At 61.2% G+C, this 26,456-nt stretch carries 28 protein-coding genes; 8 read left to right on the top strand and 20 right to left on the bottom strand.

Going from position 1 to position 26,456, the window contains the following annotated elements:
- Positions 1-9: 9 nt before the first annotated feature.
- On the top strand, positions 10-1,056 hold the full coding sequence (locus ACZ0BA_RS29045; protein WP_463454598.1) for an aldo/keto reductase: 1,047 nt from the start codon (positions 10-12) through the stop codon (positions 1,054-1,056).
- A gap of 215 nt (positions 1,057-1,271) precedes the next feature.
- Complete coding sequence (locus tag ACZ0BA_RS29040; RefSeq protein WP_463454596.1) at positions 1,272-3,653, top strand: TonB-dependent receptor plug domain-containing protein; 2,382 nt, start codon at positions 1,272-1,274, stop codon at positions 3,651-3,653.
- A gap of 146 nt (positions 3,654-3,799) precedes the next feature.
- On the opposite strand, the gene ACZ0BA_RS29035 is transcribed toward ACZ0BA_RS29040, so the two are convergent.
- The 9 genes from ACZ0BA_RS29035 to ACZ0BA_RS28995 form a co-directional block, all read right to left on the bottom strand.
- The gene (locus ACZ0BA_RS29035; protein ID WP_463454595.1) at positions 3,800-4,732 is read right to left on the bottom strand and encodes a CysB family HTH-type transcriptional regulator; all 933 of its coding nucleotides are present in this window, start codon (positions 4,730-4,732) and stop codon (positions 3,800-3,802) included.
- Positions 4,729-5,799 (bottom strand): sulfate/molybdate ABC transporter ATP-binding protein, encoded by a 1,071-nt coding sequence (locus tag ACZ0BA_RS29030; protein WP_463454594.1) that lies wholly within the window; start codon positions 5,797-5,799, stop codon positions 4,729-4,731. Before ACZ0BA_RS29030 ends, ACZ0BA_RS29035 begins: the two co-directional genes overlap by 4 nt.
- A gap of 1 nt (position 5,800) precedes the next feature.
- Complete coding sequence (cysW, locus tag ACZ0BA_RS29025) at positions 5,801-6,694, bottom strand: sulfate ABC transporter permease subunit CysW (RefSeq protein WP_463454593.1); 894 nt, start codon at positions 6,692-6,694, stop codon at positions 5,801-5,803.
- Between the two features lies 1 nt (position 6,695).
- Complete coding sequence (cysT, locus tag ACZ0BA_RS29020) at positions 6,696-7,502, bottom strand: sulfate ABC transporter permease subunit CysT (RefSeq protein WP_463454852.1); 807 nt, start codon at positions 7,500-7,502, stop codon at positions 6,696-6,698.
- Between the two features lie 177 nt (positions 7,503-7,679).
- Positions 7,680-8,453, bottom strand: coding sequence for a sulfite exporter TauE/SafE family protein (locus ACZ0BA_RS29015; RefSeq protein WP_463454592.1), 774 nt, complete (start codon positions 8,451-8,453; stop codon positions 7,680-7,682).
- Between the two features lie 91 nt (positions 8,454-8,544).
- Positions 8,545-9,183: a peroxiredoxin gene (locus ACZ0BA_RS29010; RefSeq protein WP_463454591.1), complete on the bottom strand. Its 639-nt coding sequence runs from the start codon at positions 9,181-9,183 to the stop codon at positions 8,545-8,547.
- Between the two features lie 39 nt (positions 9,184-9,222).
- A complete protein-coding gene (locus ACZ0BA_RS29005) occupies positions 9,223-9,792 on the bottom strand; it encodes an RBBP9/YdeN family alpha/beta hydrolase (RefSeq protein ID WP_463454590.1) in 570 nt (189 codons plus the stop codon).
- A 5-nt stretch (positions 9,793-9,797) separates the two neighbouring features.
- Positions 9,798-10,799 carry a sulfate ABC transporter substrate-binding protein gene (locus ACZ0BA_RS29000; RefSeq protein WP_463454589.1) on the bottom strand — a complete coding sequence of 334 codons (1,002 nt, stop codon included), beginning with the start codon at positions 10,797-10,799 and terminating at the stop codon, positions 9,798-9,800.
- Positions 10,800-10,896: 97 nt separating this feature from the next.
- Positions 10,897-11,280: a diacylglycerol kinase gene (locus ACZ0BA_RS28995; RefSeq protein WP_463454588.1), complete on the bottom strand. Its 384-nt coding sequence runs from the start codon at positions 11,278-11,280 to the stop codon at positions 10,897-10,899.
- Positions 11,281-11,383: 103 nt separating this feature from the next.
- On the opposite strand from ACZ0BA_RS28995, the gene ACZ0BA_RS28990 reads away from it, so the two are divergent.
- Positions 11,384-12,163 (top strand): IclR family transcriptional regulator, encoded by a 780-nt coding sequence (locus ACZ0BA_RS28990; protein WP_090323796.1) that lies wholly within the window; start codon positions 11,384-11,386, stop codon positions 12,161-12,163.
- Here the strand turns inward: ACZ0BA_RS28990 and pbpG are convergent.
- From pbpG to ACZ0BA_RS28975, 3 genes are all read right to left on the bottom strand, one after another.
- A complete protein-coding gene (pbpG, locus tag ACZ0BA_RS28985; RefSeq protein WP_463454587.1) occupies positions 12,145-13,221 on the bottom strand; it encodes a D-alanyl-D-alanine endopeptidase in 1,077 nt (358 codons plus the stop codon). The genes ACZ0BA_RS28990 and pbpG overlap by 19 nt on opposite strands.
- A gap of 154 nt (positions 13,222-13,375) precedes the next feature.
- Positions 13,376-14,077: a nitroreductase gene (locus tag ACZ0BA_RS28980; protein ID WP_463454586.1), complete on the bottom strand. Its 702-nt coding sequence runs from the start codon at positions 14,075-14,077 to the stop codon at positions 13,376-13,378.
- A 9-nt stretch (positions 14,078-14,086) separates the two neighbouring features.
- Positions 14,087-15,022, bottom strand: a complete 936-nt coding sequence (locus tag ACZ0BA_RS28975; protein WP_463454585.1) for a DMT family transporter — start codon at positions 15,020-15,022, stop codon at positions 14,087-14,089.
- A gap of 350 nt (positions 15,023-15,372) precedes the next feature.
- On the opposite strand from ACZ0BA_RS28975, the gene ACZ0BA_RS28970 reads away from it, so the two are divergent.
- A complete protein-coding gene (locus ACZ0BA_RS28970) occupies positions 15,373-15,933 on the top strand; it encodes a phasin family protein (RefSeq protein ID WP_463454584.1) in 561 nt (186 codons plus the stop codon).
- Positions 15,934-16,088: 155 nt separating this feature from the next.
- Here the strand turns inward: ACZ0BA_RS28970 and ACZ0BA_RS28965 are convergent, their stop codons facing one another.
- The 6 genes from ACZ0BA_RS28965 to ACZ0BA_RS28940 form a co-directional block, all read right to left on the bottom strand.
- Positions 16,089-16,811, bottom strand: a complete 723-nt coding sequence (locus ACZ0BA_RS28965) for an ABC transporter ATP-binding protein (RefSeq protein ID WP_463454851.1) — start codon at positions 16,809-16,811, stop codon at positions 16,089-16,091.
- An 11-nt stretch (positions 16,812-16,822) separates the two neighbouring features.
- On the bottom strand, positions 16,823-17,593 hold the full coding sequence (locus tag ACZ0BA_RS28960; RefSeq protein ID WP_463454582.1) for an ABC transporter ATP-binding protein: 771 nt from the start codon (positions 17,591-17,593) through the stop codon (positions 16,823-16,825).
- 11 nt (positions 17,594-17,604) lie between these two features.
- Positions 17,605-18,822, bottom strand: coding sequence for an ABC transporter permease subunit (locus tag ACZ0BA_RS28955; RefSeq protein ID WP_463454581.1), 1,218 nt, complete (start codon positions 18,820-18,822; stop codon positions 17,605-17,607).
- A 12-nt stretch (positions 18,823-18,834) separates the two neighbouring features.
- Complete coding sequence (locus ACZ0BA_RS28950) at positions 18,835-19,764, bottom strand: branched-chain amino acid ABC transporter permease (protein WP_463454580.1); 930 nt, start codon at positions 19,762-19,764, stop codon at positions 18,835-18,837.
- A gap of 281 nt (positions 19,765-20,045) precedes the next feature.
- Positions 20,046-21,008 (bottom strand): 4-hydroxy-3-methylbut-2-enyl diphosphate reductase, encoded by a 963-nt coding sequence (ispH, locus tag ACZ0BA_RS28945; protein ID WP_463454578.1) that lies wholly within the window; start codon positions 21,006-21,008, stop codon positions 20,046-20,048.
- Between the two features lie 7 nt (positions 21,009-21,015).
- Positions 21,016-21,468, bottom strand: coding sequence for an FKBP-type peptidyl-prolyl cis-trans isomerase (locus ACZ0BA_RS28940; protein ID WP_463454576.1), 453 nt, complete (start codon positions 21,466-21,468; stop codon positions 21,016-21,018).
- 147 nt (positions 21,469-21,615) lie between these two features.
- Here ACZ0BA_RS28940 and ACZ0BA_RS28935 point away from each other — a divergent pair, with 147 nt between their 5' ends.
- The 4 genes from ACZ0BA_RS28935 to rpmG all read left to right on the top strand — a co-directional run bounded on the left by ACZ0BA_RS28935 (position 21,616) and on the right by rpmG (position 23,544).
- The gene (locus tag ACZ0BA_RS28935; protein ID WP_463454575.1) at positions 21,616-21,921 is read left to right on the top strand and encodes a type II toxin-antitoxin system prevent-host-death family antitoxin; all 306 of its coding nucleotides are present in this window, start codon (positions 21,616-21,618) and stop codon (positions 21,919-21,921) included.
- Positions 21,922-22,258: 337 nt separating this feature from the next.
- Positions 22,259-22,933: a RadC family protein gene (gene radC / locus ACZ0BA_RS28930; protein ID WP_463454574.1), complete on the top strand. Its 675-nt coding sequence runs from the start codon at positions 22,259-22,261 to the stop codon at positions 22,931-22,933.
- 194 nt (positions 22,934-23,127) lie between these two features.
- A complete protein-coding gene (rpmB, locus tag ACZ0BA_RS28925; RefSeq protein ID WP_026637479.1) occupies positions 23,128-23,364 on the top strand; it encodes a 50S ribosomal protein L28 in 237 nt (78 codons plus the stop codon).
- Between the two features lie 12 nt (positions 23,365-23,376).
- Positions 23,377-23,544 carry a 50S ribosomal protein L33 gene (gene rpmG, locus ACZ0BA_RS28920; protein ID WP_008451489.1) on the top strand — a complete coding sequence of 56 codons (168 nt, stop codon included), beginning with the start codon at positions 23,377-23,379 and terminating at the stop codon, positions 23,542-23,544.
- Positions 23,545-23,694: 150 nt separating this feature from the next.
- Here the strand turns inward: rpmG and ACZ0BA_RS28915 are convergent, their stop codons facing one another.
- Together ACZ0BA_RS28915 and ACZ0BA_RS28910 are read right to left on the bottom strand one after the other, a co-directional pair.
- The gene (locus tag ACZ0BA_RS28915) at positions 23,695-24,897 is read right to left on the bottom strand and encodes a DesA family fatty acid desaturase (RefSeq protein WP_463454573.1); all 1,203 of its coding nucleotides are present in this window, start codon (positions 24,895-24,897) and stop codon (positions 23,695-23,697) included.
- Positions 24,898-25,009: 112 nt separating this feature from the next.
- Positions 25,010-26,389, bottom strand: coding sequence for a mechanosensitive ion channel family protein (locus ACZ0BA_RS28910; protein WP_463454572.1), 1,380 nt, complete (start codon positions 26,387-26,389; stop codon positions 25,010-25,012).
- Between the last annotated feature and the right edge of the window lie 67 nt (positions 26,390-26,456).

Below are 26,456 nucleotides of genomic sequence, written 5' to 3'. Positions count from 1 at the left end.
GGAGCGGGCATGCAGAAGATACAACTTGGTTCCAGCGATCTGAAGGTCACAAAGATTTGCCTGGGCACGATGACGTTCGGCGAACAGAACACCGAGGCCGACGCCCACAGCCAGCTCGACTACGCGGTCGAACGCGGCATCAACTTCATCGACACCGCCGAGATGTATCCGGTCATGCCGCGCGCCGAAACGCAGGGCGCGACCGAGCGCTTCATCGGCACCTGGCTGAAGAAATCGGGCCTGCGCGACAAGGTGGTGCTGGCGACCAAGGCCGCCGGACCCAACCCGAATATCAGCTGGGTGCGCGGCGGCAAGCAGAACTTCGACGCGGCCAACCTGCGCGCGGCGGTCGACACCAGCCTGCAGCGCCTGCAAACCGACCATATCGATTTATACCAACTGCACTGGCCCAGCCGCAACGTGCCGATTTTCGGCGCCAGCGTCTTCAATCCGCAGCTCGAACGCGACTGCGTGGCCGTCGAGGAAACCCTGGCCGCGCTGGCCGAGCTGATCAAGGAAGGCAAGATCGGCGCGATTGGCGTCTCCAACGAATCATGCTGGGGCGTGAGCGAGTTCATCAAGCAATCGGAAATGAAAGGCTTGCCGCGCATCGCCGCGATCCAGAACCTGTACAACCTGACGGCGCGCCACTACGAAACCAGCCTGCTCGATGAAACGTGCTTCCGCGAAAACGTCGGCCTGCTCGCGTACAGCCCGCTCGCCTTCGGCCAACTGACGGGCAAATACCACGACGACCCGAACGCGCGCGGCCGGCTGACGATCTTCCCGCCGACGTGGAGTCCGCGCTACCTGCGGCCGACGGTGCTGGCGGCGGTCGCGCAATACACCGAGCTCGCGCGCGACAACGGCCTGACGCCGACGCAACTGGCGCTGGCGTGGTGCTACGGGCGCTGGTGCGTGGCCTCGACCATCATCGGCGCCACCAGCCTGGCGCAACTGAAGGAAAACATCGACGCCTACGACGTCACGCTGACGCCGGAGATCATCGCGCAAATCGACGCCATCCACGCCAGCTTTCCCAACCCCGGCCAGTAACCCCTGCCGGGGTCAAGTCTGTCATTCGGACACGAGCTGAACGGTCAGGCACCGTCGGCAGCGTTCTTACACATCGGTCCGTGTCCGAATGACAGACTTGACCCCGGGGGGGTGTCGTATTTGCGTTTAGATATATGGTTAGACGCAATGGTTCGTTGGTGTTCAATTGTGTGACTGCTATCCTGTGTCACTACCATCGCCCACGAGACCGTCACATGACTTCACGCCACATCGCCACACCGCTCCTGCTGAGCACGCTGATCTCCACCATTGTCATCCCCGCCTTCGCCCAGAACGCGCCCGCCGACGGCGAACTGCAGTCGGTCGTGGTCACAGGTACTTACGCCAAGAACCGCCGCACCATCGATTCCGAGTCGCCGGTCGACATCATCGGCGCGCGCGAATTGCAGGCCAGCGGCTCGACCGAACTGGCCACCGTGCTCGCCCGCCTGGTGCCGTCGATGAACTTCCCGCGCCCGTCCGGCGCCGACGCCAGCGACGCCGTGCGTCCGGCCCAGCTGCGCGGCCTGTCCCCCGACCAGACCCTGGTGCTAGTCAACGGCAAGCGCCGCTACACCTCGGCCGTAGTCAACGTCAACGGCACCCAGGGACGCGGCTCGGCACCGGTCGACCTCAACGCCATCCCGCTGGCGGCGATCGAACGCATCGAGGTGCTGCGCGACGGCGCGGCGGCCCAATACGGCTCCGACGCGATCGCTGGCGTGATCAACATCATCCTGCGCAAAGGCGCGGAAGGCGGCGACATCGAAGTCGGCTACGGCGAGTACAAGGAAGGCGACGGCAAGCAGCGCACCCTGCGCGGCTCGACCGGCTTCGCCCTCGGCGACCAAGGCTGGGTGCGCGTGGCCATCGAGGCCGCCGAACGCGATCCGACCAACCGCGCCGGCGCCGACCTGCGCAACCCGCGCGAGCCGCGCTATGGCGAAGTGAGCCAGCGCTACGGCGAGCCGGAAAGCCATCCGCGCAGCATCTTCGTCAACAGCCAGTACCGCATCAGCGACGATATCGACTGGTATGCCTTCGCCAACCTGGGCGAGCGCAAGACCTCAGCCGCCGCCACCTGGCGCACCGCCTACGCCAGCACGGCGGCCAACGCGCCGCTGCGCTCGCCGCTGTATCCGGAAGGCTTCCTGCCGCTGCAAAACAGCACTTCGACCGACCAGTCGCTGGTGACCGGCCTGCGCGGCGAGCTGTCCGGATGGCGTTGGGACGCCAGCCTGAACTACGGCAGCAACCGCTTCCGCCTCAATCTCGACGACACCGCCAACCTGGACCTGGGCGCCGCCAGCCCGACCCACTTCTACGCCGGCATGCTGGAAAACACGCAAGGGCTGTTCAACTTCGATATCGCCAAGGAATTCCCGGTGGCCGCCTTCAGCGGTCCGCTGACGGTGGCGCTGGGCGTGGAAGCGCGCCACGAACAGTATGAAATCGGCGCCGGCGACGTGGCGTCGTACAGCGGTTCCGGAGCGCAGGGTTTTTCCGGCTTCCGTCCGGTCAACGCCGGCAAGAACAGCCGTAACAACAAGTCGATCTACGCCAACTTCGAGGCCGACATCACCAAGCAGTTCTCGGCGTCGGCCGCCGTGCGCCACGAACGCTACAGCGACTTCGGCAACACCACCTCGGTCAAGGGCTCGACGCGCTATGCGTTCACCCCGCAGGTGTCGCTGCGTGCGACGGCCTCGTCCGGCTTCCGCGCGCCGTCGCTGGCGCAGCAGTTCTACACGATCACCACCACCAACTTCTCGGTGATCAACAACGTCAACACCCCGATTGAAACCGGTACCTTTGCGGTCGGCAGCGCCGCCGCCGATGCGCTCGGCGCGCAACAATTAAAGGCCGAGAAAGCCCGCAACTACAGCGTCGGCCTGCAAGTGCAGCCGACCCGCAACTGGAGCGCCAGCGTCGACGCCTACCGTATCGACATCGACGACCGCATCGCGCTGTCGACCAGCATGACGCTGTCGCCAGCCTTGCGCAATACGCTGGCCAACCAGGGCCTGCTGGTGGGCGCGGCCCGCTACTTCACCAACGCCATCGATACCCGCACCACCGGCGTGGACGTGGTCAGCACTTACCGTTGGGATCTGGCCAGCGCCGGCCGTTACGACTTCACCCTGGCGTACAACCGCAACAAGAGCTCGGTGCAGCACGTCAACGACAATCCGGCCATCCTGACGGCCAACGGCCTGACCCTGATCGACCGCCAGACCGTCAACCGCCTGACGGTCGGTTCGCCGAAGGACAAGTTCAGCCTGGCGACCGACTACACTTTGGGCGCGTGGAACGCACGCGGCGTCATCACCCGCTACGGCCGGTTCACGGTGCCGCAAAACGTTCCGGCGCAGGATCAGGTGTACGATCCGCAATGGGTGCTGGACCTGTCGGCAAGCGTCAAGCTGAGCAAGAACTGGCGCCTGAGCGTGGGCGTGGACAACGTGACCGACAAGTATCCGGACACGATCACGTCGGTGGCCAACCTCAACCTCAACGGCATCAACCAGTACAGCGGCTGGGCGCCGAACGGCTTCAACGGACGCTATTACTACGCCAAGGCCGGTTACAGCTGGTAATCGATCGGCCTCGAAACCGTAGGGCGGATTAGGCGGAACGCCGTAATCCGCCATCGATGAGCCGACGGCGGAGCACCATTGGTTCAGAAGTTCTCAGACGGGAGTTGATTGCAAAAAAAAGGGCCGCTTCAGCGGCCCTTGTTGCGTCAGACGAGCTCGCCGCCGTTTAACGCGGCGTCGATTTCCGCCCGTGTCAGGTCGGGCGCGAACTGCTGGATGAAGTGGTACGCGTACGAGCGCAGATAGGCGCCCTTGCGCACCGCCAGCCGCGTGGTGTTCGACGCGAACAGATGCGACGCCTCGACCGCGCGCATGCCCTTGTCGCGGCCGTGGTCGAAGGCCATCGAGGCGACAATCCCCACGCCCAGACCGAGCGCGACATACTGCTTGATGACGTCCGAATCCATCGCCGTCAGCACGATATCGGGCTTGACGCCGGCCTGCAAAAACGCCGCGTCGATATGCCCGCGACCGGTGAAGCCGACATCGTACGTAATCAGCGGGAACTCGGCCAGGTCCTCGAGCTTGATCGGCGAGCGGCCCAGCAAGGGATGGCCATCCGGCACCACGATCAAATGGCTCCAGCGGTAGCAAGGGAAGGACACTAAATCCGGGAACTGCGACAAGCCTTCGGTGGCGATGCCGATATCGGTCTTGCCCGACAAAATCCACTCGGCGATGTGCTCCGGTGCGCTCTGCTGCAAGGCGATGCGCACGTCCGGATACGCGGTGCGGAAACTCTGCACCACCTTCGGCAGCGCATAGCGCGCCTGCGTGTGCGTGGCCGCAACGCTGAGCGTGCCGCTTTGCTGGCCCGTGTACTCGAGGCTGGCTTGCTGCAAATTCTCCGCCTCGATCAGCAGGCGGTCGATGATCTTGAGGATACCCTTGCCCGGCTCGGTCATGCCGGTCAGGCGCTTGCCGTTGCGTTCGAAAATCACCACGCCCAGTTCGTCTTCCAGCTCGCGGATCTGGCGGCTGACGCCAGGCTGTGAGGTGAACAGGGCATTGGCCACTTCGGTCAGATTGTAGCCGCGGCGGGCCGCTTCGCGGATCGACCGCAGTTGTTGAAAATTCATATGGAAGCTCCAGCGTCAACGAACACATGCAGGCGTTTTGGACGCACCACCAACGTCTCGCCCTCTTTCAATTGCAGATGGCTGAAACGCTCGTTCGACATCACCGCCTCGATCAGCTCGGATGTATCGTCGCGCTCCAGATCCAGTTGCGCCAGCGGACCGATCGCGTGCGCGCGCCGCAGCTTGACGACGATGCCTTCGGCGCCTGGCGTGTAGCGTTCGATATCCAGATCGTGCGGGCGCACATAGGCGGTGCCCTTGCCGTCGGCGTCGGGCTGGCCCGGCACCTGGAAGGTCGCGCCGCCACTGGCCAGCACGCCGTCCTGCACGCGGCCATGGAACATATTGACGTTGCCCAGGAAGCCGTACACGAACGGCGAGGCCGGATGGTTGTAGACCTGGTCCGGCGCGCCGATCTGCTCGACGTTACCCTTGTTCATCAGCACCACCTGGTCGGCCACTTCCAGCGCCTCCTCCTGGTCGTGGGTGACGAAAATCGACGTCACGTGCAGATCGTCGTGCAGGCGGCGCAGCCAGCGGCGCAGTTCCTTGCGGACTTTCGCGTCGAGCGCGCCGAACGGCTCGTCGAGCAGCAGCACGCGCGGCTCGACGGCCAGCGCGCGCGCCAGCGCGATCCGCTGACGCTGCCCGCCCGACAGTTGCGGCGGATAGCGGTCGGCCAGCCAGTCCAGCTGCACCAGCTCCAGCAGTTCCTTGACCTTGCGGCGGATCTGGTCTTCCGACGGCCGCTCGGCGCGCGGCTTGACGCGCAGCCCAAAGGCGACGTTTTCGAACACGGTCATGTGCTTGAACAGCGCGTAATGCTGGAACACGAAGCCAACCTGGCGTTCGCGCACGTGGCGGTGGGAAGCGTCGTTCGAGTCCAGCAGCACCTGACCCGAGTCCGGATGCTCCAGGCCGGCGATGATGCGCAGCAGCGTGGTCTTGCCGCAGCCGGAAGGTCCCAGCAGCGCGGTCAGCTCGCCCGCCGGAAAGTCCAACGAGACATTGTTGAGGGCGACGAAATCGCCGAATCGCTTGTGGATGTTTTTAACTTCGATCGTCATGTCAGTGCTCCTTGGAACGTGCGTCATCGGCGATCGATTCGTTCAAGCGCCAAGAGATAAAGGATTTCAGGGCCAGCGTCACCAGGGCCAGCAAGGCCAGCAGCGACGCCACGGCAAAGGCGGCGGCGAAGTTGTACTCGTTGTACAGAATCTCGACCTGCAGCGGCACGGTATTGGTCTCGCCACGGATGTGACCGGACACCACGGACACCGCGCCGAACTCGCCCATCGCGCGGGCGTTACACAGGATCACGCCGTACAGCAGGCCCCACTTAATGTTGGGCAAGGTCACGCGGCGGAAGGTATCCCAGCCGGAGGCACCCAGCACGATGGCGGCCTCTTCCTCTTCGCTGCCCTGCGCCTGCATCAGCGGGATCAGCTCGCGCGCGACAAACGGGAAGGTGACGAAAATGGTCGCCAGCACGATGCCCGGCACGGCAAACAGGATCTTGATGTCGTGCTCCTGCAGCCACGGTCCCATCCAGCCCTGCGCGCCGAACAGCAGCACGTAGATCAGGCCGGAAATCACCGGCGACACCGAGAACGGCAGGTCGATCAGCGTCAGCAAAAAGCTCTTGCCGCGGAATTCGAACTTGGCGATGCACCACGAGGCGGCCACGCCGAACACCAGGTTCAGCGGCACGGCGATGACCGCAGTGATCAGGGTCAGCTTGATGGCCGAGATCGCGTCTTCCTCGACGATGGCGGCCAGATACGCTTCCCAGCCCTTGCGGAACGCTTCGGCAAACACCGCCACCAGCGGCACGAACAGGAACACGGTCAGGAACAGCAGCGCGATGGCGATCAGCACGCCGCGCACCCACAATGGCTCCAGGGTTTTCGGCGCCGACGGCAGTTCGCCGCGACGCACCGGGACGGGAGGCAGTCCGCTCATATTATTTACCCGACTTTCCGCGAGCCCAGGCTTGCAACAGGTTGATGGTCAACAGCATGATGAACGACACCACCAGCATCACCACCGCGATCGCGGTGGCGCCGGCATAGTCGTACTGCTCGAGTTTGGTGATGATGAACAGCGGCGTGATCTCGGAGATCATCGGCATGTTGCCGGCGATGAAGATCACCGAGCCGAACTCGCCGGTGGCGCGGGCGAAGGCCAGCGCGAAGCCGGTCATCAACGACGGCATAATGGTCGGGAACACCACGCGGGTGAAGATCTGGAAGGCGTTGGCGCCCAGGCTGGCGGCGGCCTCTTCCAGCTCGCGCTCGGCGTCCTCCAGCACCGGCTGCACCGTGCGCACCACGAACGGCAGGCCGATGAAGGTCAGCGCGACGACTACGCCGAGCGGCGTGAACGCCACTTTAATGCCTAGCACGCCCTCGATGAACTGGCCGAACCAGCCGTTGGCCGAATACAGCGCAGTCAGGGTGATGCCGGCGACGGCGGTCGGCAGCGCGAACGGCAGGTCGACCAGCGCGTCGATGATGCGCTTGCCGGGAAACTCGTAGCGCACCAACACCCAGGCAACGATGCCACCGAACACCACATTAATAAAGGCGCCGATCAGCGAAGCGCCAAAGGTCAGCCGGTAAGACGCCATCACGCGGTCGGAAGTGACGGCGGCCCAAAAACCTTCCCATGTCATCGTGAACGTCTTCAGGAAGACCGCCGACAACGGGATCAGCACGATCAAGGTCAGGTAGAAAATGGTGAATCCCAGCGAGAGCCGGAAACCCGGCATCACGCGGAATGGCGCGCCCCGGGCGGCCACGGGTGGCGCGGCGGGCGCTGCAAGAACTGCTGACATGAATGCTCCCTTATTACAAATTCTTCTATAAGGGCTGCATAATCTCATCTGTGCTTCATATTACAAACGAAGCATTTTTCATTAAGTTAGATGAATAGGCTATATAGCTACTCACATTATGAGTTTGGCCGCGACCGCTACCAAAATGAAAGCCAGCAGGCCGCGCAGCAGGCGTTCCGGCACCGATTTGGCGAAGTAAGAACCGATGGTGATGCCCGGCACCGAGCCTACCAGCAGCGTTAGCAACAACATCCAGTCGATCGAGCCGAGCCACCAGTGGCCGACCGCCGCGATCGCCGTCAGCGGCACGGCGTAGGCGATGTCGGTGCCTGCCACCTCGGCCGGGGTCAGCTTCGGGTACAGCATCACCAGCACGGTCGCGCCTACGGCGCCGGCGCCGATCGACGAAATGGTGACCAGCGTGCCGAGCACGGCGCCGGCGAAGATGGTCGCGCCGGTCAGCTTGGCGCCCTGCAGGTGGCGCTCTGGACGGGCGTTGATCCACGCCAGCATCTTGCGGCGGAACAGCAGCGCGCACACGGTCAGCATGACCGAGCCGGCGATGGAATAACGAATGACCTGGCCCAGTTCCGGGCTGAGGGTGCCGAAGTATTTGAGGCCGAGGCTGGCGAGGACGGCAGCGGGCAAGGCGCCGATGCACAGGCGCCGCACGATGTCCCAATGGACGGTGCCGCGCAGGCGGTGGGTGAAGGTGCCGACGCCCTTGGTCAGCGAGGCGAAGGCCAGGTCGGTGCCGACGGCGACCGCAGGCAAGACGCCAAACAGCAACGTCAGCAGAGGCGTCATCAGCGAACCGCCGCCGACACCGGTCATTCCCACCAACAAGCCTACCGCGAATCCCGACACGACAAACGATACATCCATGCAATTCCCCAAGAGTAACCCGCAGGGTACCTACTCGAGGGAAATTTCCAAACAACGCAATCCTTATTTGCTTATGCGCTTTTTATCCCGATCACTTGTTCGGTTGTGGCGTGACGCGCAGGTAAGGCTTGGCGGCGGTAAAGCCTTTCGGATACTTTTGCTTCAGCACTTCCGGGTCTTGCACGGTCAGCGGGATGATGACGTCGTCGCCATCTTTCCAGTTGCCCGGCGTGGCCACGGTGTGGGCGTCGGTCAGTTGCAGGGCGTCGATGACGCGCAGCACTTCGTCGAAGTTGCGGCCGGTGCTCATCGGATAGGTCAGGCTCAGGCGGACTTTTTTGTTCGGGTCGATGACGAACAAGGTGCGCACCGTGGCCGTGGTCGAGGCGTTCGGGTGGATCATGTCGTACAAGGTAGCGACCGTGCGGTCTTCGTCGGCGATGATCGGGAAGCCGACCACGGTGTCCTGGGTCTCTTCGATGTCGGCGATCCAGCCCTTGTGCGATTCGGCCGGGTCGACCGACAGCGCGATCGCCTTGACGTTGCGCTTGTCGAATTCCGGTTTCAGCTTGGCGGTCAGGCCCAGCTCGGTGGTGCAGACGGGCGTGAAGTCGGCCGGGTGCGAGAACAACACCACCCAGGAATCGCCCGCCCATTCGTGGAACTTCAGCTTGCCGATGGAGGAGTCTTGTTCAAAATCGGGGGCGGTATCGCCGAGTCGCAGTGTCATGGTGGTCTCCAGAAGTTAGCACGTTAAATGGCAAGGGCGTCAATGCGCCGCGAGGGCTCCATTCTGCACCTTATCTATCAAAAAATACAAGATTTCCAGTCCCTCGGGCCAATCGCCGAGGCCGGATTCGGCGTTGATGTGTCCCAGCGATCCGCCGTTGATGAATTCGCTGTGCCAGCGTTCGGCCCACAAGGCCGCGCGCGGCGCCGCCATCCACGGGTCGTTGGTGCTGCCGATCATGATCGACGGGACCGGCAACGCCTGCCTGGGCAATTGGTCGGCGACGTTGAACTTGTCCGGATCGGCCGGCGCCACCAGCAGCAGGCCGGCCACGCCGGACGGATCGCGCGCCACGCTGTGCACACTGGCCAAGCTGCCGAAACTATGCGCGACGATCAGCGTCGGACGCGCGTCGCCGGGTTTGGCCCTGCGATGTTCATCGACGCGGGCCGACCAGCGCGCCAGATCCGGCGCTTCCCAATCGTCCTGCTCGACGCGCTCGAAGGATGGAAACAGGCGCTGCCAACGGCTTTGCCAGTGATCCGGACCGCTGTTATGCAAGCCCGGCGCGATCAACACCCGAAAGTCCGCAGTGGTGAGGCCGGGCATGGTGATTACTTCGGCTGGTAGATCTGGTCGAACAGGCCGCCGTCGGCGAAGTGGGTCTTCTGCGCCTTGGCCCAATCGCCGGCGATGTCGGCGATCGTGAACAGTTTCACCGCAGGGAATTGCGCGGCGTATTTCTTCGCCTCTTTCTCGACTGCCGGACGGTAGTAATTCTTGGCGATGATTTCCTGCGCGGCATCCGTGTACAGGTAGTTCAGGTAAGCCTCGGCCACCTTGCGGGTGCCGCGCTTGTCGACCACCTTGTCGACCACGGCCACCGGCGGTTCGGCCAGGATCGAGACCGATGGCGCGACGATGTCGAACTTGCTCGGGCCCAGTTCCTTGATGGCCAGCAGTGCCTCGTTTTCCCATGCGATCAGCACATCGCCGATGCCGCGTTCAACGAACGTGGTGGTGGCGCCGCGCGCGCCGGAATCGAGCACCGGCACGTTTTTATACAGCTTGCCGAGGAATTCCTTGGCGCTCGCTTCGCTGCCGCCCGGCTGGCGCAGCGCGTAGCCGTAGGCGGCCAGGTGGTTCCAGCGGGCGCCGCCGGAGGTCTTCGGATTCGGGGTGATGACGGCCACGCCCGGCTTGACCAGATCGTTCCAGTCCTTGATGCCCTTCGGGTTGCCCTTGCGGACCAGGAACACGATGGTCGACGTGTACGGGGTGCTGTTGTGCGGCAGTTTCTTCTGCCAGTCCGGCGCCAGGATCTTGCGTTCGGCGATGGCGTCGATGTCATAGGCCAGCGCCAGCGAGACCACGTCCGCTTCCAGGCCGTCGATGACGGCGCGGCCCTGCTTGCCGGAACCGCCGTGCGATTGCTTGATTTTCACCGTATCGCCGGTCTTGGCCTTCCAGTCTTTGGCGAAGGCGGCGTTGACGTCCTGATACAGCTCGCGCGTCGGGTCGTACGACACGTTCAGCAAAGTGATTTCGGCGGCAATGACGGATGAGGCGGCCGTAGCGGCAAAAATGGCTGCGGCGATGATTTTTTTGGACAGCATTTGAATCCCCTAGTTATGTTAGAGCAGAGAGTAATGCCGTCCCTTATAAATGAGAACTAAGCTTTTATCAGTTCTATATACAGTAAACGCATAAGGATTAGTAGAAGCGATTGAACAGCACCACGGCCCAGGTCGCCGCTGCCAGCAAGCAGGCCAGCAGCACAGCCGCGCTGCCGAAGTCCTTGGCGTTCTTGGACAGCGGGTGGCGTTCCAGCGAAATCCGGTCGACCACCGCTTCGATCGCTGAGTTGATCAGTTCGACGATCAGCACCAGCACCAGCACCGCGATTAACACCAGCTTCTCGAACGCCGACACCTTGAGCAGCAGCGCCACCAAGGTGCCGGCGACAAACAAGCCCAACTCCTGGCGGAACGCGTGTTCATGTTTCCACGCGGACTTCAAGCCGTCGATCGAGTAGAAAAAGGCGGAAAAGATCCGTTTCAGGCCGCTCTTGCTTTTGAATTCGCTGACAGGTTCCATAGGGCGATGACGAGATAAAGATGACGCATTATGCATCAATTCCTATTTTTTTCACATTATGGTATAACGTAGTTACCGATTACTGCACTGCACCAACCACATCATGAAAATCGAAACCGTTCCTGAGCAAAAGACCACTATCCAAGTGATCGAACGCATGGTGGCGTTATTAGACGCTCTCGCCAAATACCCCGATCCCGTCAGCCTGAAGGAATTGTCCAAGGTTTCCGGGCTACACCCGTCCACCGCGCACCGCATCCTCAACGATATGGTGCTGACGCGCTTTGTCGACCGCATCGAGCCGGGCACGTATCGGCTCGGCATGCGGCTGCTGGAACTGGGCAACGTGGTCAAAAGCCGGCTGTCGGTGCGCGAGGCGGCGCTCGATTTCATGCGTGCATTGCACAAGAAGACCCAGCAGACCATCAACCTGTCGGTGCGCCAGGGCGACGAGATCGTCTACATCGACCGCGCCTTCTCCGAGCGTTCGGGCATGCAGGTGGTGCGCGCGATCGGCGGCCGCGGTCCGCTGCACCTGACGTCGACCGGCAAGCTGTTCCTGTCGGTGGACGAGCCCAAGGCCATCCGCGCCTACGCCACGCGCACCGGACTGGCCGGGCACAACAAGAATTCGATCACGGATTTGTCCAAGCTCGAGCGGGAACTCAGCCTGGTGAAGTCGCGCGGCTATGCGCGCGATAACGAGGAATTGGAACTGGGGGTGCGTTGCATGGCAGCCGGCATCCATGACGACAGCGGCAAGCTGATTGCCGGGCTGTCGATCTCGGCGCCGGCCGACCGTCTGCAGGAAGACTGGCTGGAAGATCTGGTCACAACCGCCAACCAGATCTCCGCCACGCTCGGTTACATGCCGGTCGAATAAACCGGCGCGCTGCCGCTGTTGGTCAATGCCGCAGGTTTGAGCGCCTGCAGCCAGGTGCGCATGCGGCCGGCATCGGCGGTACGCGACTGCTTGCCTTTGGAATCGAGGAACACCATGATCACCGAACGGCCTTCGATGACGGCCTGCATCAGCAGGCAGCGGCCGGCTTCATTGATGAAACCGGTCTTCTGCAAGCCGATCGCCCAGTCGGGGCTGGCCACCAGGTGATTGGTGGTACCGAACTGCATCGGACGGCCGTTGTCTTCGACGATGGCTTTGGAATCGGTGGAGAACTGGCGCAGCATCGGATGCTGGTACGCAGCCATCGCCAGCTTGGCGAGGTCGCGAGCGCTGGCCACATTCATTTTCGACAGGCCGCTGGAATCGACATAATGCGTGTCGGTCATGCCCAGCTCGCGCGCCTTGGCGTTCATCGCTTCGACAAACGCCGGCTTGCCACCAGGGTAGTTGCGGCCGAGTGCCGACGCGGCGCGGTTTTCCGAACTCATCAGCGCGATGTGCAGCATGTTGGCACGGGTCAACTGGGCGCCGACGCGCAGGCGCGAGCTGCTGAATTTTTCGCGGTCGACATCGGCGTCGGTCACGGTCAGCACTTCGTCCATGTTCTGGTTGGCTTCCACCACGACCAGGCCGGTCATCATCTTGGTGATCGAGGCGATCGGCAAGGCGACGTTGGAGTTCTTTTCAAACAATACTTCGGAGTTTTCCTGGTCCAGCACCAGCGCCACGTTGGACTTGAGGTCCAGTGGATCGTGCGTCGCGCTCAGGCCGGCCAGGTCGCCCATGGTCGGCATGGCAGGCGCGGCGGTGATAAGGCGCTGGTAGACCACCTTGCGGCGGCCGTTGACTTTGGTCACGCGCTTGACCAGGCGATCGCTGGCGTCGGCGGCGGCCACGCGCACCGGTTGGCGGACCTTGGCCTTTTTGACCACGGCTTTTTTCGGCGCGGCGCTGTTGGCGGTTGCAGCCTGGGCGGCAGTCATGCCAGCCGATGCAAACATCAGCGAAATGAGCGCACTTAACGCTAGTTTATACATTCGTATCCCCAAAAGAAGAAAAGCCGGATTTCACAATCGACTGTTGCAGTGTAGCAAAATGGTGAGCCAGCGCAAGCTAAATTATCCACGGCAGCATCTTTGGTTGCGGATCTGCAATACGCGGCCTCGAACCCTCACTAGCCTTTTATGCAAGCTAGTCCTTATCGACAAATTTAACAAATTCTTCGATACGCATGCGTTCAGTGATCAAAGAATTTTCAATTTTCGTTGTATCGGCGTAACCAAGCGCCATGCCGCAGACCACGGTCTCGTTTTCGGGGATGTTCAGGACTGAACCGATGACCCGATGATACTGCGTAAAGGCGGCTTGCGGACAAGTATCTAGTCCGCGTCCGCGCGCCGCCACCATCACGCTCTGCAAAAACATCCCGTAGTCGAGCCAGGAGCCCTGCTCCATGATGCGGTCTATGGTAAAGATCAACCCGACCGGCGCGCCGAAGAACTCATAATTGCGGCCATGCTGGGCCGCCATGCCGGCTTTGTTGTCACGGGTCAGCCCCAGCAGCGCATACAGATCCCAGCCGACCTTGCGGCGGCGGTCGATATACGGCGATACCCATTCCCTCGGGTAATACGCGTACTCCTCGGTATGCAGCTTGGCTTGCTCCGGATCGTTATGTATGGCCAGAATCGCCGAAGACAACTCCCGCTTGCGCTCGCCTTCCAGCACGTACACTTTCCACGGCTGGGTATTGGTGCCGGAGGGCGCCCTGCCCGCCACCTGCAGGATCTGCAGAATGTCCTCGCGCGCCACCGCTTGCGGCAGGTAGGCGCGGATCGAGCGGCGCGACGTGATCGCGGCATCCACCGCCTGCTGTTGGGGAGTAGAAATCATGTGTCCTCGCTAGGTAGGTTTGCGTTTGCTGACCACAAAAAACACCCCGGTGACCGCCAGCGCCATGCCCGCCACGCCGAGGAGATTGAAAACTTCGCCGAACATCAGCCAGGCCATCACGGCCGTGGTGGGCGGCGTCAGATACATCAGGCTGGTGACCTGGGTGGCGTCGCTGCGCCGTATCAGCGCGAACAGCAGGAAGATCGCGCCGATCGACAAGCCTAAAACCGACCACAACAATGCTCCGATAAACCGGGGCGTCCACTGCACCGCAGCAAACGCCGGCGTCCAGCCTTCGAATATGATAGCCAGCGGCAACACCACAACAATGGACGCGGCGAACTGGATCACGGTGCCAGTGCGCAAGTCGAACTGCGGACAATGGCGCTTCTGATACATGGTGCCCGCCGTAATCGACAGCAGCGCCAGCACGCACAGCGCGATCGCCTCGACCGACAGGCCGGTCAGCTTGATTTTGGCGGCCACCACCAGCGCCACGCCGCCGATGCCAAACAACAAACCCAGCCATTGGCGCGGCAATACCTTTTCGCCGATCAACGGCGCGGCGAAGGCGGTCAGGATCGGCTGCATGCCAACGATCAATGCCGATAAACCGGCCGGCATGCCCAGCTTGATGGCGCACCAGACCCCGATCAGATAACCGGCCTGAACCAATATGCCGGCCAGCCCGACCTGCCAGATCCGACCGCGCGGCCACGGCGCGCGCAGCAGCAGGACGATGGGCAGCAGGAACACCAGCACGCCGAGAAAACGCATCAACAGTAAGGTCAGCGGCGGCGCATACGGCAATCCGAACTTCGCCACGATGAAGCCGCTGCTCCATAAGAGTACAAAAAACAACGGCATGGGCGACAGAAAGGTCGCGTGTGCGGCTGGCGCGGCGGGCTGATTGGCGGCGGAAACGGCGGTCGGGGTATCGGGCATGAAAACTGACTAGCTGACTGAAAGGATACCGGATGCGGGAAATCGGCACCGGTTCACGGTCCACCGAGTCTATCACGGCGGGATTATGCGCATCCGGATGGGCCCAGGACCAAGCAACCACGCCATGTCCCGGTGTGCACCGCAATAAGTTTTAGCTGGGAAATACTTCCTCAAAACGATGTTTCATGCTTTGATGCAACGCACAAAAAATCGCTTGACTTAATTTTTCAACGCCGTAAAATCGTCTTTGTTGCGTTGCACAATTTGATCGGTTTGAAACATGGGATGTTCTGTTTCTCGCCGAGTAGAACGGCAGTATCCAATTAATGACTATTTTCCTGGAGAGTTAAATGTTTTCAATCCCTGAGCAATTTTCCAATGCGACCAAAGCCAACTTTGAAGCGCAGTTCGCTATCTTCTCGGCCCTGACCAACAAGGCGTTTGAAGGCGTGGAGAAGTTTGTCGACCTGAACCTGACCGCCGCCAAGGCATCGCTGGAAGAGTCGTCGATCGCCACCAAGCAGCTGTTGTCGGCAAAAGATCCGCAAGAATTCTTCTCGCTGGCATCCGCTCAGGCCCAGCCGACCGCTGAAAAAACCCTCGCTTACGGTCGTCACCTGGCGAACATCGCCCAGAGCACCAGCGCCGAGTTCAGCAAAGCCGCTGAAACCCAAATCGCCGAAACCAACCGCAAAGTCATCTCGCTGGTGGAAGAAGTGACCAAGAACGCACCGGCCGGCAGCGAAAACGCCGTCGCCCTGTTCAAATCGGCCATTGGCAACGCCAACGCCGGCTACGAACAGTTCAGCAAAACCGCCAAGCAAGCTGCCGAGTCGATCGAAAGCAACGTTGCCCAGGCAGTGAACCAGTTCTCCGCAGCAGCCGCCAAGGTTGCTCCGGCACGCAAGTAATCAGCAATATAGGCCGGCGCCAATGGCGCCGGCGCCCGTTCTGCGGTCTCCTCGGCATCCGTGGTTTCCTCCTGACGGATGTCCTTAAAAGCCTCGGCCTGTCGCCGGGGCTTTTTTTTGGCCTTTTTTAGCCTTTTGGGCTTTTGCTCAGGAACTTACTCGCCCAGATAGGCCGCCTTGACCCGTGGATCGTCCAGCATGTCGCTGGCGTTGCCGGTCATCGTGATGTTGCCCGAATCCATGACGTAGCCGCGGTGCGCAGCCTGCAGCGCGAGCTTGGCGTTCTGTTCGACCAGCAAAATGGTGATGCCCTCTTTCGACACGTTGCGGATCACCTCGAAGATCTTGTCGACCATGATCGGCGACAGCCCCATCGACGGCTCGTCGAGCAGCAGCAGGTTCGGATGCGACATCAACGCGCGCGCCATCGCCAGCATCTGCTGCTCGCCACCGGACAGGGTGCCGGCCATCTGCGCCGCCCGTTCCTTCAGGCGCGGAAACACGTCGAACCACTTGGCGATATCGGCCTCGATGCCGGCCTTGTCGTCGCGGGTAAACGCGCCCATCATCAGGTTTTCCTGGATCGACATGCGGGTGAACACGCCGCGTCCTTCCGGCACCATCGCCAGTTTCTTCTGCACCAGATGGAACGACTTGCTGCCTTTCAGCGATTCGCCCTGATAGGTGACCGTTCCTTCGACTTTACACGCCGGCAAGGTGCCGGTGATGGCTTTCAGCGTGGTGGTCTTGCCGGCGCCGTTGGCGCCGATCAGCGCCACCAGCTCGCCCTTGTTTACTTCCAGGTCGATACCCTTGACGGCCTTGATGCCGCCGTACGCGACTTTCAGTCCCGATACTTTCAGCACGTTTTCGCTCACATTACCGCTCATTAGTGCGATCCTCCCAGATAGGCTTCGATGACCGCCTGATTGCTCTGTATTTCCGCCGGCAGACCCTCGGCGATCGGCTTGCCGTATTCCAGCACCATCAGCCTGTCGCACAGGCCCATCATCATTTTGACGTCGTGCTCGATCAGCAACACGGTCTTGCCCTCGTTCTTGATCTTGACCAGCAGTTCGCGCAGCGCCAGCTTTTCGGTCGCGTTCATGCCGGCGGCCGGTTCGTCCAGCGCCAGCAATTGCGGATCGGTGGCCAGCGCGCGGGCGATTTCCAGACGGCGCTGATCGCCGTACGACAGGAAGCGCGAGGTGCGGTTGGCGAACTGGCCGATGCCGACGAAGTCCAGCAGCTCCTGCGCACGCTTGCGGATGCTCGCCTCTTCCTCGCGCGCCGCCTTGTGGCGGAACACGGCGCCGAACACGCCCTGGTGCGAGCGCACGTGGCGTCCGACCATGACGTTTTCCAGCGCGGTCATCTCGCCGAACAGGCGGATGTTCTGGAAGGTGCGGGCGATGCCGGCCTTGGCCACCTCATGCGGGGCGGACGGCGAATACGGCTTGCCGGCCAGCTCGAAGGTGCCGGTGTCCGGCTGGTACAAGCCGGTGATGACGTTGAAGAACGTGGTCTTGCCGGCGCCGTTGGGGCCGATCAGGCCGTAGATCTGGCCCTTCAGGATCTTGATGCCGACATCGGTCAGCGCCTGCAAGCCGCCGAAGCGCTTGTTGACGCCGGAGATGTTGAGAATAACTGGTTCGCTCATGTCTGCTTTCCTCAGGCCGCCACTGTGCCGGACGATTGATCTTTGGTATCCGAATCGCTGTCGGGACGGTCTTCATGCTTGGGCGCGGGCCACAGGCCGGCCGGACGGTTGAGCATGATCAGCACCATGGCCAGGCCGTACAGCAGCTGGCGCAGCACTTCGGCTTCGATCAGCACATGGCCGAACACCTTTTGCTGCAGCGGTTCGACGACGTGGCGCAGCACTTCCGGCAACGCCGCCAGCAGCGCGCCGCCCATGATGACGCCGGGAATGTGGCCGATACCGCCCAGCACCACCATCGCCAGCACGGCGATCGACTCGGTCAGCGAGAACGATTCCGGCGACACGAAGCCCTGGAACGACGCGAACAGCGCGCCGGCGACGCCGCCGAACGAGGCGCCCATCGTAAATGCCAGCAGCTTGACGTTGCGGGTGTTGATGCCCATCGCTTTCGCGGCGATCTCGTCCTCGCGGATCGCGACCCAGGCACGGCCCAGGCGCGAGTGCTGCAAGCGCGACGTGACGAACACGATGGCGATGCACAGGAACAGGAACAGGAAATAGTAGGCGTTGACCGACGGCATCGAGAAGCCGCCGATGACGACGGTGGCGCGCGAACCGGCCTCCCCCGCCAGGTTGACGCCGAACACGCGGATCGGATCGATCAGGTTGATACCCTGTGGACCGTTGGTGAAATTGATCGGCTCGTTCAGGTTGTTCATGAAGATACGGATGATCTCGCCGAAGCCCAGGGTTACGATGGCCAGGTAGTCGCCGCGCAGCTTCAGGGTCGGCGCGCCCAGCAGGGCGCCGAACAGGCCGGCGACGGCGGCGGCCAACGGGACGATCACCCACACCGACAGGTGGATGCCGTTTTGCTGGATCTCCGGTCCGAAGATCGAAACCAGCGATTCGCCCAGCACCGGATACTGGTTGATGACCGATTCGAGCAGCGCGGCGAATTGCGGCGAGGCCAGCAGGCCGGTCATGTAGGCGCCCACCGCATAGAACGCGATGTAGCCCAGATCGAGCAGGCCGGCGAAGCCGACCACGATGTTCAGGCCCAGCGCCAGCATGATGTACAGCAGCGCCATATCGATGATGCGCACCCACGAGTTGCCGAACTGCGCGGCAAAGAACGGGAAGATCATCAAGCCGATGAACAGCACCGCCATGCTGGCGTAGGCTTTGCGCGGATTGCGGGAAACGTCGAAATTAAGAATAGCCATGATGTCCCCCTGTTACGCGCGGTCGGCGACGCGCTCGCCCATGATGCCGGACGGACGCACCGTCAGCACCAGGATCAGCACGACGAAAGCGAAGATGTCCTGGTAGTGGCTGCCGAGGAAGCCGCCGGTCAGGTCGCCGATGTAGCCGGCGCCCAGGCTCTCGATAATGCCCAGCACGATACCGCCGATCATCGCGCCGTAGATGTTGCCGATGCCGCCCAGCACTGCCGCCGAGAAGGCCTTCAGGCCCGGCACGAAGCCCATCGCGAACTGGATCGACGCGTAGTTGGCGCCCCACATCACACCGGCCACGGCGGCCAGCGCCGCGCCGAGCGCGAAGGTGGCAACGATGACCTTGTTCGAATCGACACCCATCAGGCCGGCGACCCGTGGATTTTCCGCCGTGGCGCGCATGGCGCGGCCCATTTTGGTTTTCTCCACCAACAGCACCAGTCCGGCCATCGACACGGCCGCCAGCACCAGCAGCAGGATCTGCGTCTGCGAAATGAGCGCGCCGCCGATCACCACCGGCTCGGACGACAGCAACTGCGGGAACGGCAGCGGGTTGCGGGTCCAGATCATCATGGCGAAGGTTTGCAGCAGGATCGACACGCCGATCGCCGTGATCAGCGGCGCCAGGCGCGGCGCATTGCGCAGCCGGCGATACGCGACACGTTCGATGACGATGTTAACAATGATACAAACCGGAATGGCGCCGCCGATGGCGATGGCCAGCTTGACGTAGCCGGGCAGGTCCGGGGCGTACTCGTTGAGGTATTTCAGGATGGTCAGGCCGGTCATGGCGCCGACCATCAGCACGTCGCCGTGGGCGAAGTTAATCAGGTTAAGCACACCGTACACCATGGTGTACCCCAGCGCGACCAGGGCGTACATACTGCCCAGCACCAGTCCATTTATGATTTGTTGGATAAAAGTATCCATTAAGAGCCTTTAAATTGGTATTGCACAGACGGTCCAAGTAACAAAAACGGCACCCGGGGGTTAGGTGTCCCCGTAGTGCCGCGGTTGACTACACGATAATCATGCAAGTTTCATGCCTGAGCGACATCAAACCCTGCGAACTGGCTGGGCGTCGTCGCCCCCGTTAAGGGCCGAATCGACAAGTTTTTGCGAGCGAGGCAATGATAGCGAGATTCACTAAAAACTAACTGCGGAATAACGCCGAAAGTACTGAATTAAGTTCAGCAAGCCTGATTGGCGGCTCAGGCCGCGTCGCCGATCGCCGTCACTTTCAAACCGTCGAGGCCCTTCGGCAACGGGAACGTCACCGCCTCCTGCACGCCGTCGAGCGGGCGAACGCTGCGCACGCCGCACTCTTTCAGACGGTCGATGACGGCCTGCACCAGCACCTCGGGCGCGGACGCGCCGGCGGTCACGCCCACCCGCAGCTTGCCTTCCAGCCACGCCGGATTGATCTGCGTGGCATTGTCGACCATGTAGGCGGGCGTGCCCATCTTCTCGGCCACTTCGCGCAGGCGATTCGAGTTGGAGCTGTTTGGGCTGCCAACCACGATCACCAGCTCGACCTGCGGCGCCATGAATTTCACGGCTTCCTGGCGATTGGTGGTGGCGTAGCAGATGTCGCCTTTTTTCGGCTCGATAATGGCCGGAAACTTGCGTTTAAGCGCCTCGATGATCTCGGCGGTGTCGTCAACCGACAACGTTGTCTGGGAGACATAGGCCAGATGCTCCGGCTTGGTCACCTGCAGGCGCTCGACGTCGGCCACGGTTTCGACCAGATACATGCCCGCTTCGGTCTGGCCCATCGTACCTTCGACCTCCGGGTGGCCGTCGTGGCCGATCATGATGATCTCGCAGCCCTGCTTGCGCATCTTGGCCACTTCCACGTGTACCTTGGTCACCAACGGGCAGGTCGCGTCGAAGATGCTCAGGCCGCGCGATTCGGCCTCCGCGCGCACCGCCTTGGACACGCCGTGGGCCGAAAACACCAGGGTGTTGCCGGCCGGGACATCGTCCAGGTCCTCGATGAAGATCGCGCCCTTGTTGCGCAGGTCCTCGACCACATAGGCGTTGTGGACGATTTCATGGCGCACATAGATCGGTGCGCCGAACTGCAGCAGTGCGCGCTCGACGATCTCGATCGCGCGGTCGACGCCGGCGCAAAAGCCGCGCGGCTGGGCCAACAGGAGTTCTTTATCGCTCATCACTGCCTCACAGTACGGAAATAAGGTTGACTTCGAACTTCAGCGGCTGGCCGGCCAGCGGATGGTTGAAGTCGAACAGACAGGTGTCGTCGCCCAGCTCGCGCAGGATACCGGCAAAGCGGCCGCCGCCCGGCGCGGCGAAGTCGACCAGGTCGCCCACCTTGTAGTCGGCGCCCGGCACCGAGTTCTCGTCCAAGGTGGCGCGCGAGACTTCGCGCACCAGTTCCGGATTGCGAGGGCCGAAGCCGACGCCAGGCTCCAGGTCGAAGGTCTTGTGCGTGCCTTCGGGCAGGCCGATCAGCAACTCTTCAAGCACCGGCGCCAGCTGGCCCTGGCCCAGCATCAGGGTCGCGGGATTTCCACTGAAGGTTGAGACGATATCAGTACCGTCCAAAGAGGCCAGCCGATAATGCAGGGTGAGATAAGCCGATTTGGTGACGACAGGTTGCGCGTTAGACATGACTGGGGTTCTTGAGCTGGCAAAGGCTATATTGTAAGCCACCTTGCCGCTCGCGCCCGCCGCCTGTGACGATTTGGGGTCAATTGACTGTGCAGCGCAAGGGTGTATATTGATTTGGCCTGTAGCGCATGATTTTTAGGAATGGACATGACCACCGCAGCGAACCTCAAGATATATAACGCCAAGGACGCCGAGACCCAGTTCGGGGAGGTGCTAAATGAGGCGTCGCGCAAGCCCGTCGGCATAACCAAGCAAGGTCGCGTTGCCGCGTATATCCTGTCGCGGCGCGATTTCGACGCCATGGTGTCCCGCATTCAAGAGCTGGAAGATCAACTTTGGCTGGCAAAGGCTGACCTGGCTCGCGAAGAAGGCTTCGTCGGGTCTGACCGAGTCAAAACCATACTTGGCGCTCCAGGAGACAGCAAAAATGAGGAAGCTGGCTCTAACTCATAACGCCGAGAAGTTTTGGTCTGGACTTGACCCCAAACTCTACAAGCAGATTGGCCGTGCGGTGTGAGGCCTTTTGGGCAATCCCGAGCCTCATGATAGTTCGCTCCTCAAAGGCGGAAAGCATCTCTAGCGAAGGCTCGATACCGGTGAATACCGCATTGTGTACGCCGTCACCGACGACACGATCGAGGTGCTGATAATTGGCAAGCGCAACGATTCCGAAGTCTACAAGCAGTGGGACAGAATCAAGTGAAGGCACTTAAATAGCCATTGATCAGACTCTCATCAGTATTTCAGTTCCCGTTTTGACCACAATGGATACTTCTTTTCGGAGGAATCCATGACGATCAATGACTGGCCCGCAGAAAGGCGTCCGCGCGAACGGCTGATCCGGGAAGGTGCGAGCGCGCTGTCCGATGCGGAATTGCTGGCGGTGTTCCTCCGTATCGGCGTGCCGGGACAGGACGCGGTACAACTGGGCCAGCACATGATGCACCATTTTGGGTCACTACAGCGGCTGTTCGGCGCCAGCCTGACGGAGTTTTCCGCGATCCGCGGCTTGGGGCCTGCCAAATTCGCCCAGTTGCAAGCGGTGATGGAACTGGCGCGCCGGGCCATGCTGGAGGAATTGCGCGCCGGCGCCCTGCTGGGTTCGCCGCGCGCGGTGAAGGAATATCTGCTGCTGCTGTTCAACGGCAAGACCTTCGAATCGTTTCACGTGCTGTTCCTGGACGTCAAAAACCGCCTGATCGGCAGCAAGGAGCTGTTTCGCGGCACATTGACACACACCAGCGTCTACCCGCGCGAGGTGGTCAAGGAAGCGCTGGCCCGCAACGCCGCCAGCGTCATGCTCGCCCACAACCATCCGTCCGGCACGCCGGACCCGAGCGAATCGGATTTGCTGCTGACGCGGGGGTTGATACAGGCGCTGGCCTTGGTCGACATCCGTATCCTCGACCATTTTGTGGTTGCCGGACATCGGGTCCACTCGTTCGCCGAGCACGGTCAAATGTGATAAGGACACGAATTTGCACCATCGCCGCCCAGCCCGGATCAGCTTTCCCATAGGAGAAGTATGCCGAAGTCACAATTGTTAAATTCTTTGAGATTATCAAGACACAATTGTTTTTCACAAGTCATTGAAAAAGCTAAGTTTTTTGGATATACTCTCGTTTTTCCAATTGTGGAATGTCTTTTAAGGAGTGCGTTATGGCACGTGTTTGCCAAGTTACTGGGAAGAAGCCGATGGTCGGCAACAATGTTTCCCACGCAAACAACAAAACCAAACGTCGTTTCCTGCCTAACCTGCAGAACCGTCGTATTTTTGTTGAATCTGAAAACCGCTGGGTCTCCCTGCGTCTGTCCAACGCTGGTCTGCGCGTCATCGACAAGGTCGGCATTGATGCCGTTCTGACCGACATGCGCGCCCGTGGCGAAAAAGTCTAATTAGGAGCTACCATGGCAAAAACTGGCCGCGACAAAATCAAACTGGAATCGACCGCAGGCACGGGTTTCTTCTACACCACCACCAAGAACAAGCGCACCACGCCTGCTAAAATGGAGATCATGAAGTTCGATCCTAAAGCACGCAAGCACGTCATGTTCAAAGAAACCAAGATCAAGTAATCAACGATCTTCGCTTCCGAAAAACCGCCCGGCGCAAGCCCGGCGGTTTTTTTACGTCCATCGTGCGCCAGCCAGTGCCAACCCGGCGGCCTGAATGTAAAAAGGCCCCGGGGTTGAGCCCGGGGCCTTCTAATTTAGTGCAGAGCTTGATTATGCGTAGCTGCGCAGGCGGAACGAGAATTCTTGCAGCGATTTGATGCCGGACGCTTCGGCACGGTTGCACCAGTCTTGCAGCTTGTGCAGTAGCTGGTCGCGGGTGAAGTGCGAACGCTCCCAGATCACGCCCAGTTCCACACGCATGTTGTGCATGGTTTCCAGCGCTTTGCTGTGCTGGAACAATTCAACCAGTTGCTGCTGCTGCGGCGCTTCCAGCTTGCCCGGCTCGCGCTGCAACAACTTGCGTGAAGACTTCAGGAAACGCGATTCCAGCTCGGCCTTGGTTTTCAGGTGCTCGACTTCTTCGTACCAGGCGGCCTTGATCGATTTGGCGTACTTGGCCATCACGTCGTAGCGGTTGGCGATGACCGACTGCAAGGTGTCGAAGTCCGCTTCCACTTTGCCTTTGGCGAACTTCGGCTCCGGCGCGAGCTTCTTGACCTTGGCCAGGCCCATCATTTCCAGCCCACGGATGTAAGCCCAGCCGATGTCGAACTCGTACCATTTCGACGACAGCTTGGCCGACGTCGCAAAGGTGTGGTGATTGTTATGCAACTCCTCGCCGCCGATCAGGATGCCGAACGGGATGATGTTGGTGGCCGCGTCCGAGCAGTCGTAGTTGCGGTAGCCCCAGTAGTGGCCGATACCGTTGATGATGCCGGCGGCCGTCACGGGGATCCACATCATTTGCACGGCCCACACGGAAATACCGATGACGCCGAACAGTGCGAAGTTAATGAACAGCAGCGCGACCACGCCCGCCCAGCTGTAGCGGGTGTACAGATTGCGCTCGATCCAGTCGGTCGGCGTGCCATGGCCATACTTGTCCATGGTTTCCAGGTTCTTCGATTCGGCGCGGTACAGTTCGGCGCCTTCCCAGAACACTTTTTTAATGCCACGGGTGACCGGGCTGTGCGGATCTTCCTCGGTGTCGCACTTGGCGTGGTGCTTGCGGTGGATCGCCGCCCATTCCTTGGTGACCTGGCCGGTGGTCAGCCACAGCCAGAAGCGGAAGAAGTGGCTCGGGATCGCGTGCAGCTCGAGCGCGCGGTGGGCCTGGTGGCGGTGCAGATAGATGGTAACGCTGGCAATGGTGATGTGCGTAACGGCCAGGGTGTAGAAAAACACCTCCCAGGCACTAAACCGGGTGACCCCGTTAGACAGAAAATCCAGTACCGCATTTAAACTAAAGCTCATTAATACTCCAAAGTGGGCGTGTCACGCATCGCGGTGGCTCCGCAAATATTGCGTTTAAGACAGGCGCAGGAAGTCCATTAGTCGTGCTAACAACCTGTAATTGTACGCTGAATTAAAGGTGATTTGAGGAAGGATTTCCAGCGGTAACAAGGTTTTCCTTTGGCACGGTCGTACTTTCTTCTGCGCCCAGCACCGGTGGAACCGCGCCCAAAATGCGCATTTCCCTCTGCGGGAACGGTACCGAAATGCCGTGTCCCTTTAACGCGCGCCAGATCGCACGGTTGACGTCGGATGTGACGCCGCCGCGACCATTTTCCGGGTCATCGATCCAGAAACCGACTTGCAATTCGAGACCATCGGCGCCGAAATTGAGCAAGGTGGCCGACGGACGCCGCTCCTTGTTGACCCGCTCGACGCTCAGCGCCGCCTCCTCCAGCAGCGCCAGTACCGTGTCGACATCGGTGTCGTAAGCGACCGATACCTTGGTGGAAATATTGACCATGCTGCTCGAGAGCGACGAGTTCTGCACCGCTCCCGACACCAGCATTTCGTTCGGGATGATCGATTCCATGCCGTCGAGCGCCTGCAGCACCGTGTAGCGGGTGTTGATCTGCGTCACCTTGCCGCTGTAGCGGTCGACCGTGATCATGTCGCCGATAGTCAGGCTGCGGTCGAGCAGGATGATGAAGCCGGACACATAATTGCTGGCGATCTTCTGCAAGCCCAGACCGAGACCCACGCCCAGCGCGCCGCCGAACACCGACAGCACCGTCAAATCGATCCCCACCAGCGACAAGCTCACCAGCACGGCCGCCAGGATCAGCACGGCCCGCACCGTACGCGACAACACCACCCGCAAACTGGTGTGCATGCCCTGCAAGCGCATCAGCCATTCCTCGAGCGCGGTGCCGGCCCACAGCGCCAGCATCAGCATCACCACCACCGACACGATCGCCTGCATCACGTCGGCGATCGTGACCTTGTATTTACCCATCGGCAGGATGGTGGTGTCCATGTAATGGAATACATCGTCCCACAGCCCGGTGATGTAAATCACGAACGTCAGCCACACCAGCAACTGGAAAATCTTCTCGAAAGCCAGCATGGTGGGGTTGATTTCTCCCCGGCGCGCAAACACGCGGCGCAACAGATAGACGGTGAAGCGTATCACCGCCAGCGAGCCGAAGATCGGTATCGCCACCTTCAGCAGGTTGTTTGGATGCTTGTAATACTCGAGCAAGGCGACGCGCGACAATGTCAGCAGTCCGACCACCAGCATCGGCGGCACCACCCGGCCAAGACTCTCGACGCCGAAGCGCATGATGTCGTTGCGGTTCTCGTCGCGCCCGGTGTACTTGCGCACCAGCCGCGCCAAGGTCCAACCCAACGCCACCGACAGGATAAGCGCGGCGATCTGCCATAGCATGCTGGGATCGCGCAGGTCGCCGGAAAGGTCTTCGATCAGATTGAAAAGCGGCTGTTGTTTGGACATATCTATTGCTGAGTGTGACTGGAGGCCGTAGCGTAGCGTAAACGCGCCGCCATGCCCTATGAATGTT

Source organism: Duganella sp. AC917 (assembly GCF_979258245.1).
Note: the sequence above shows the minus strand (reverse complement) of the source record. Positions and strands in the feature narration are given on the sequence as shown.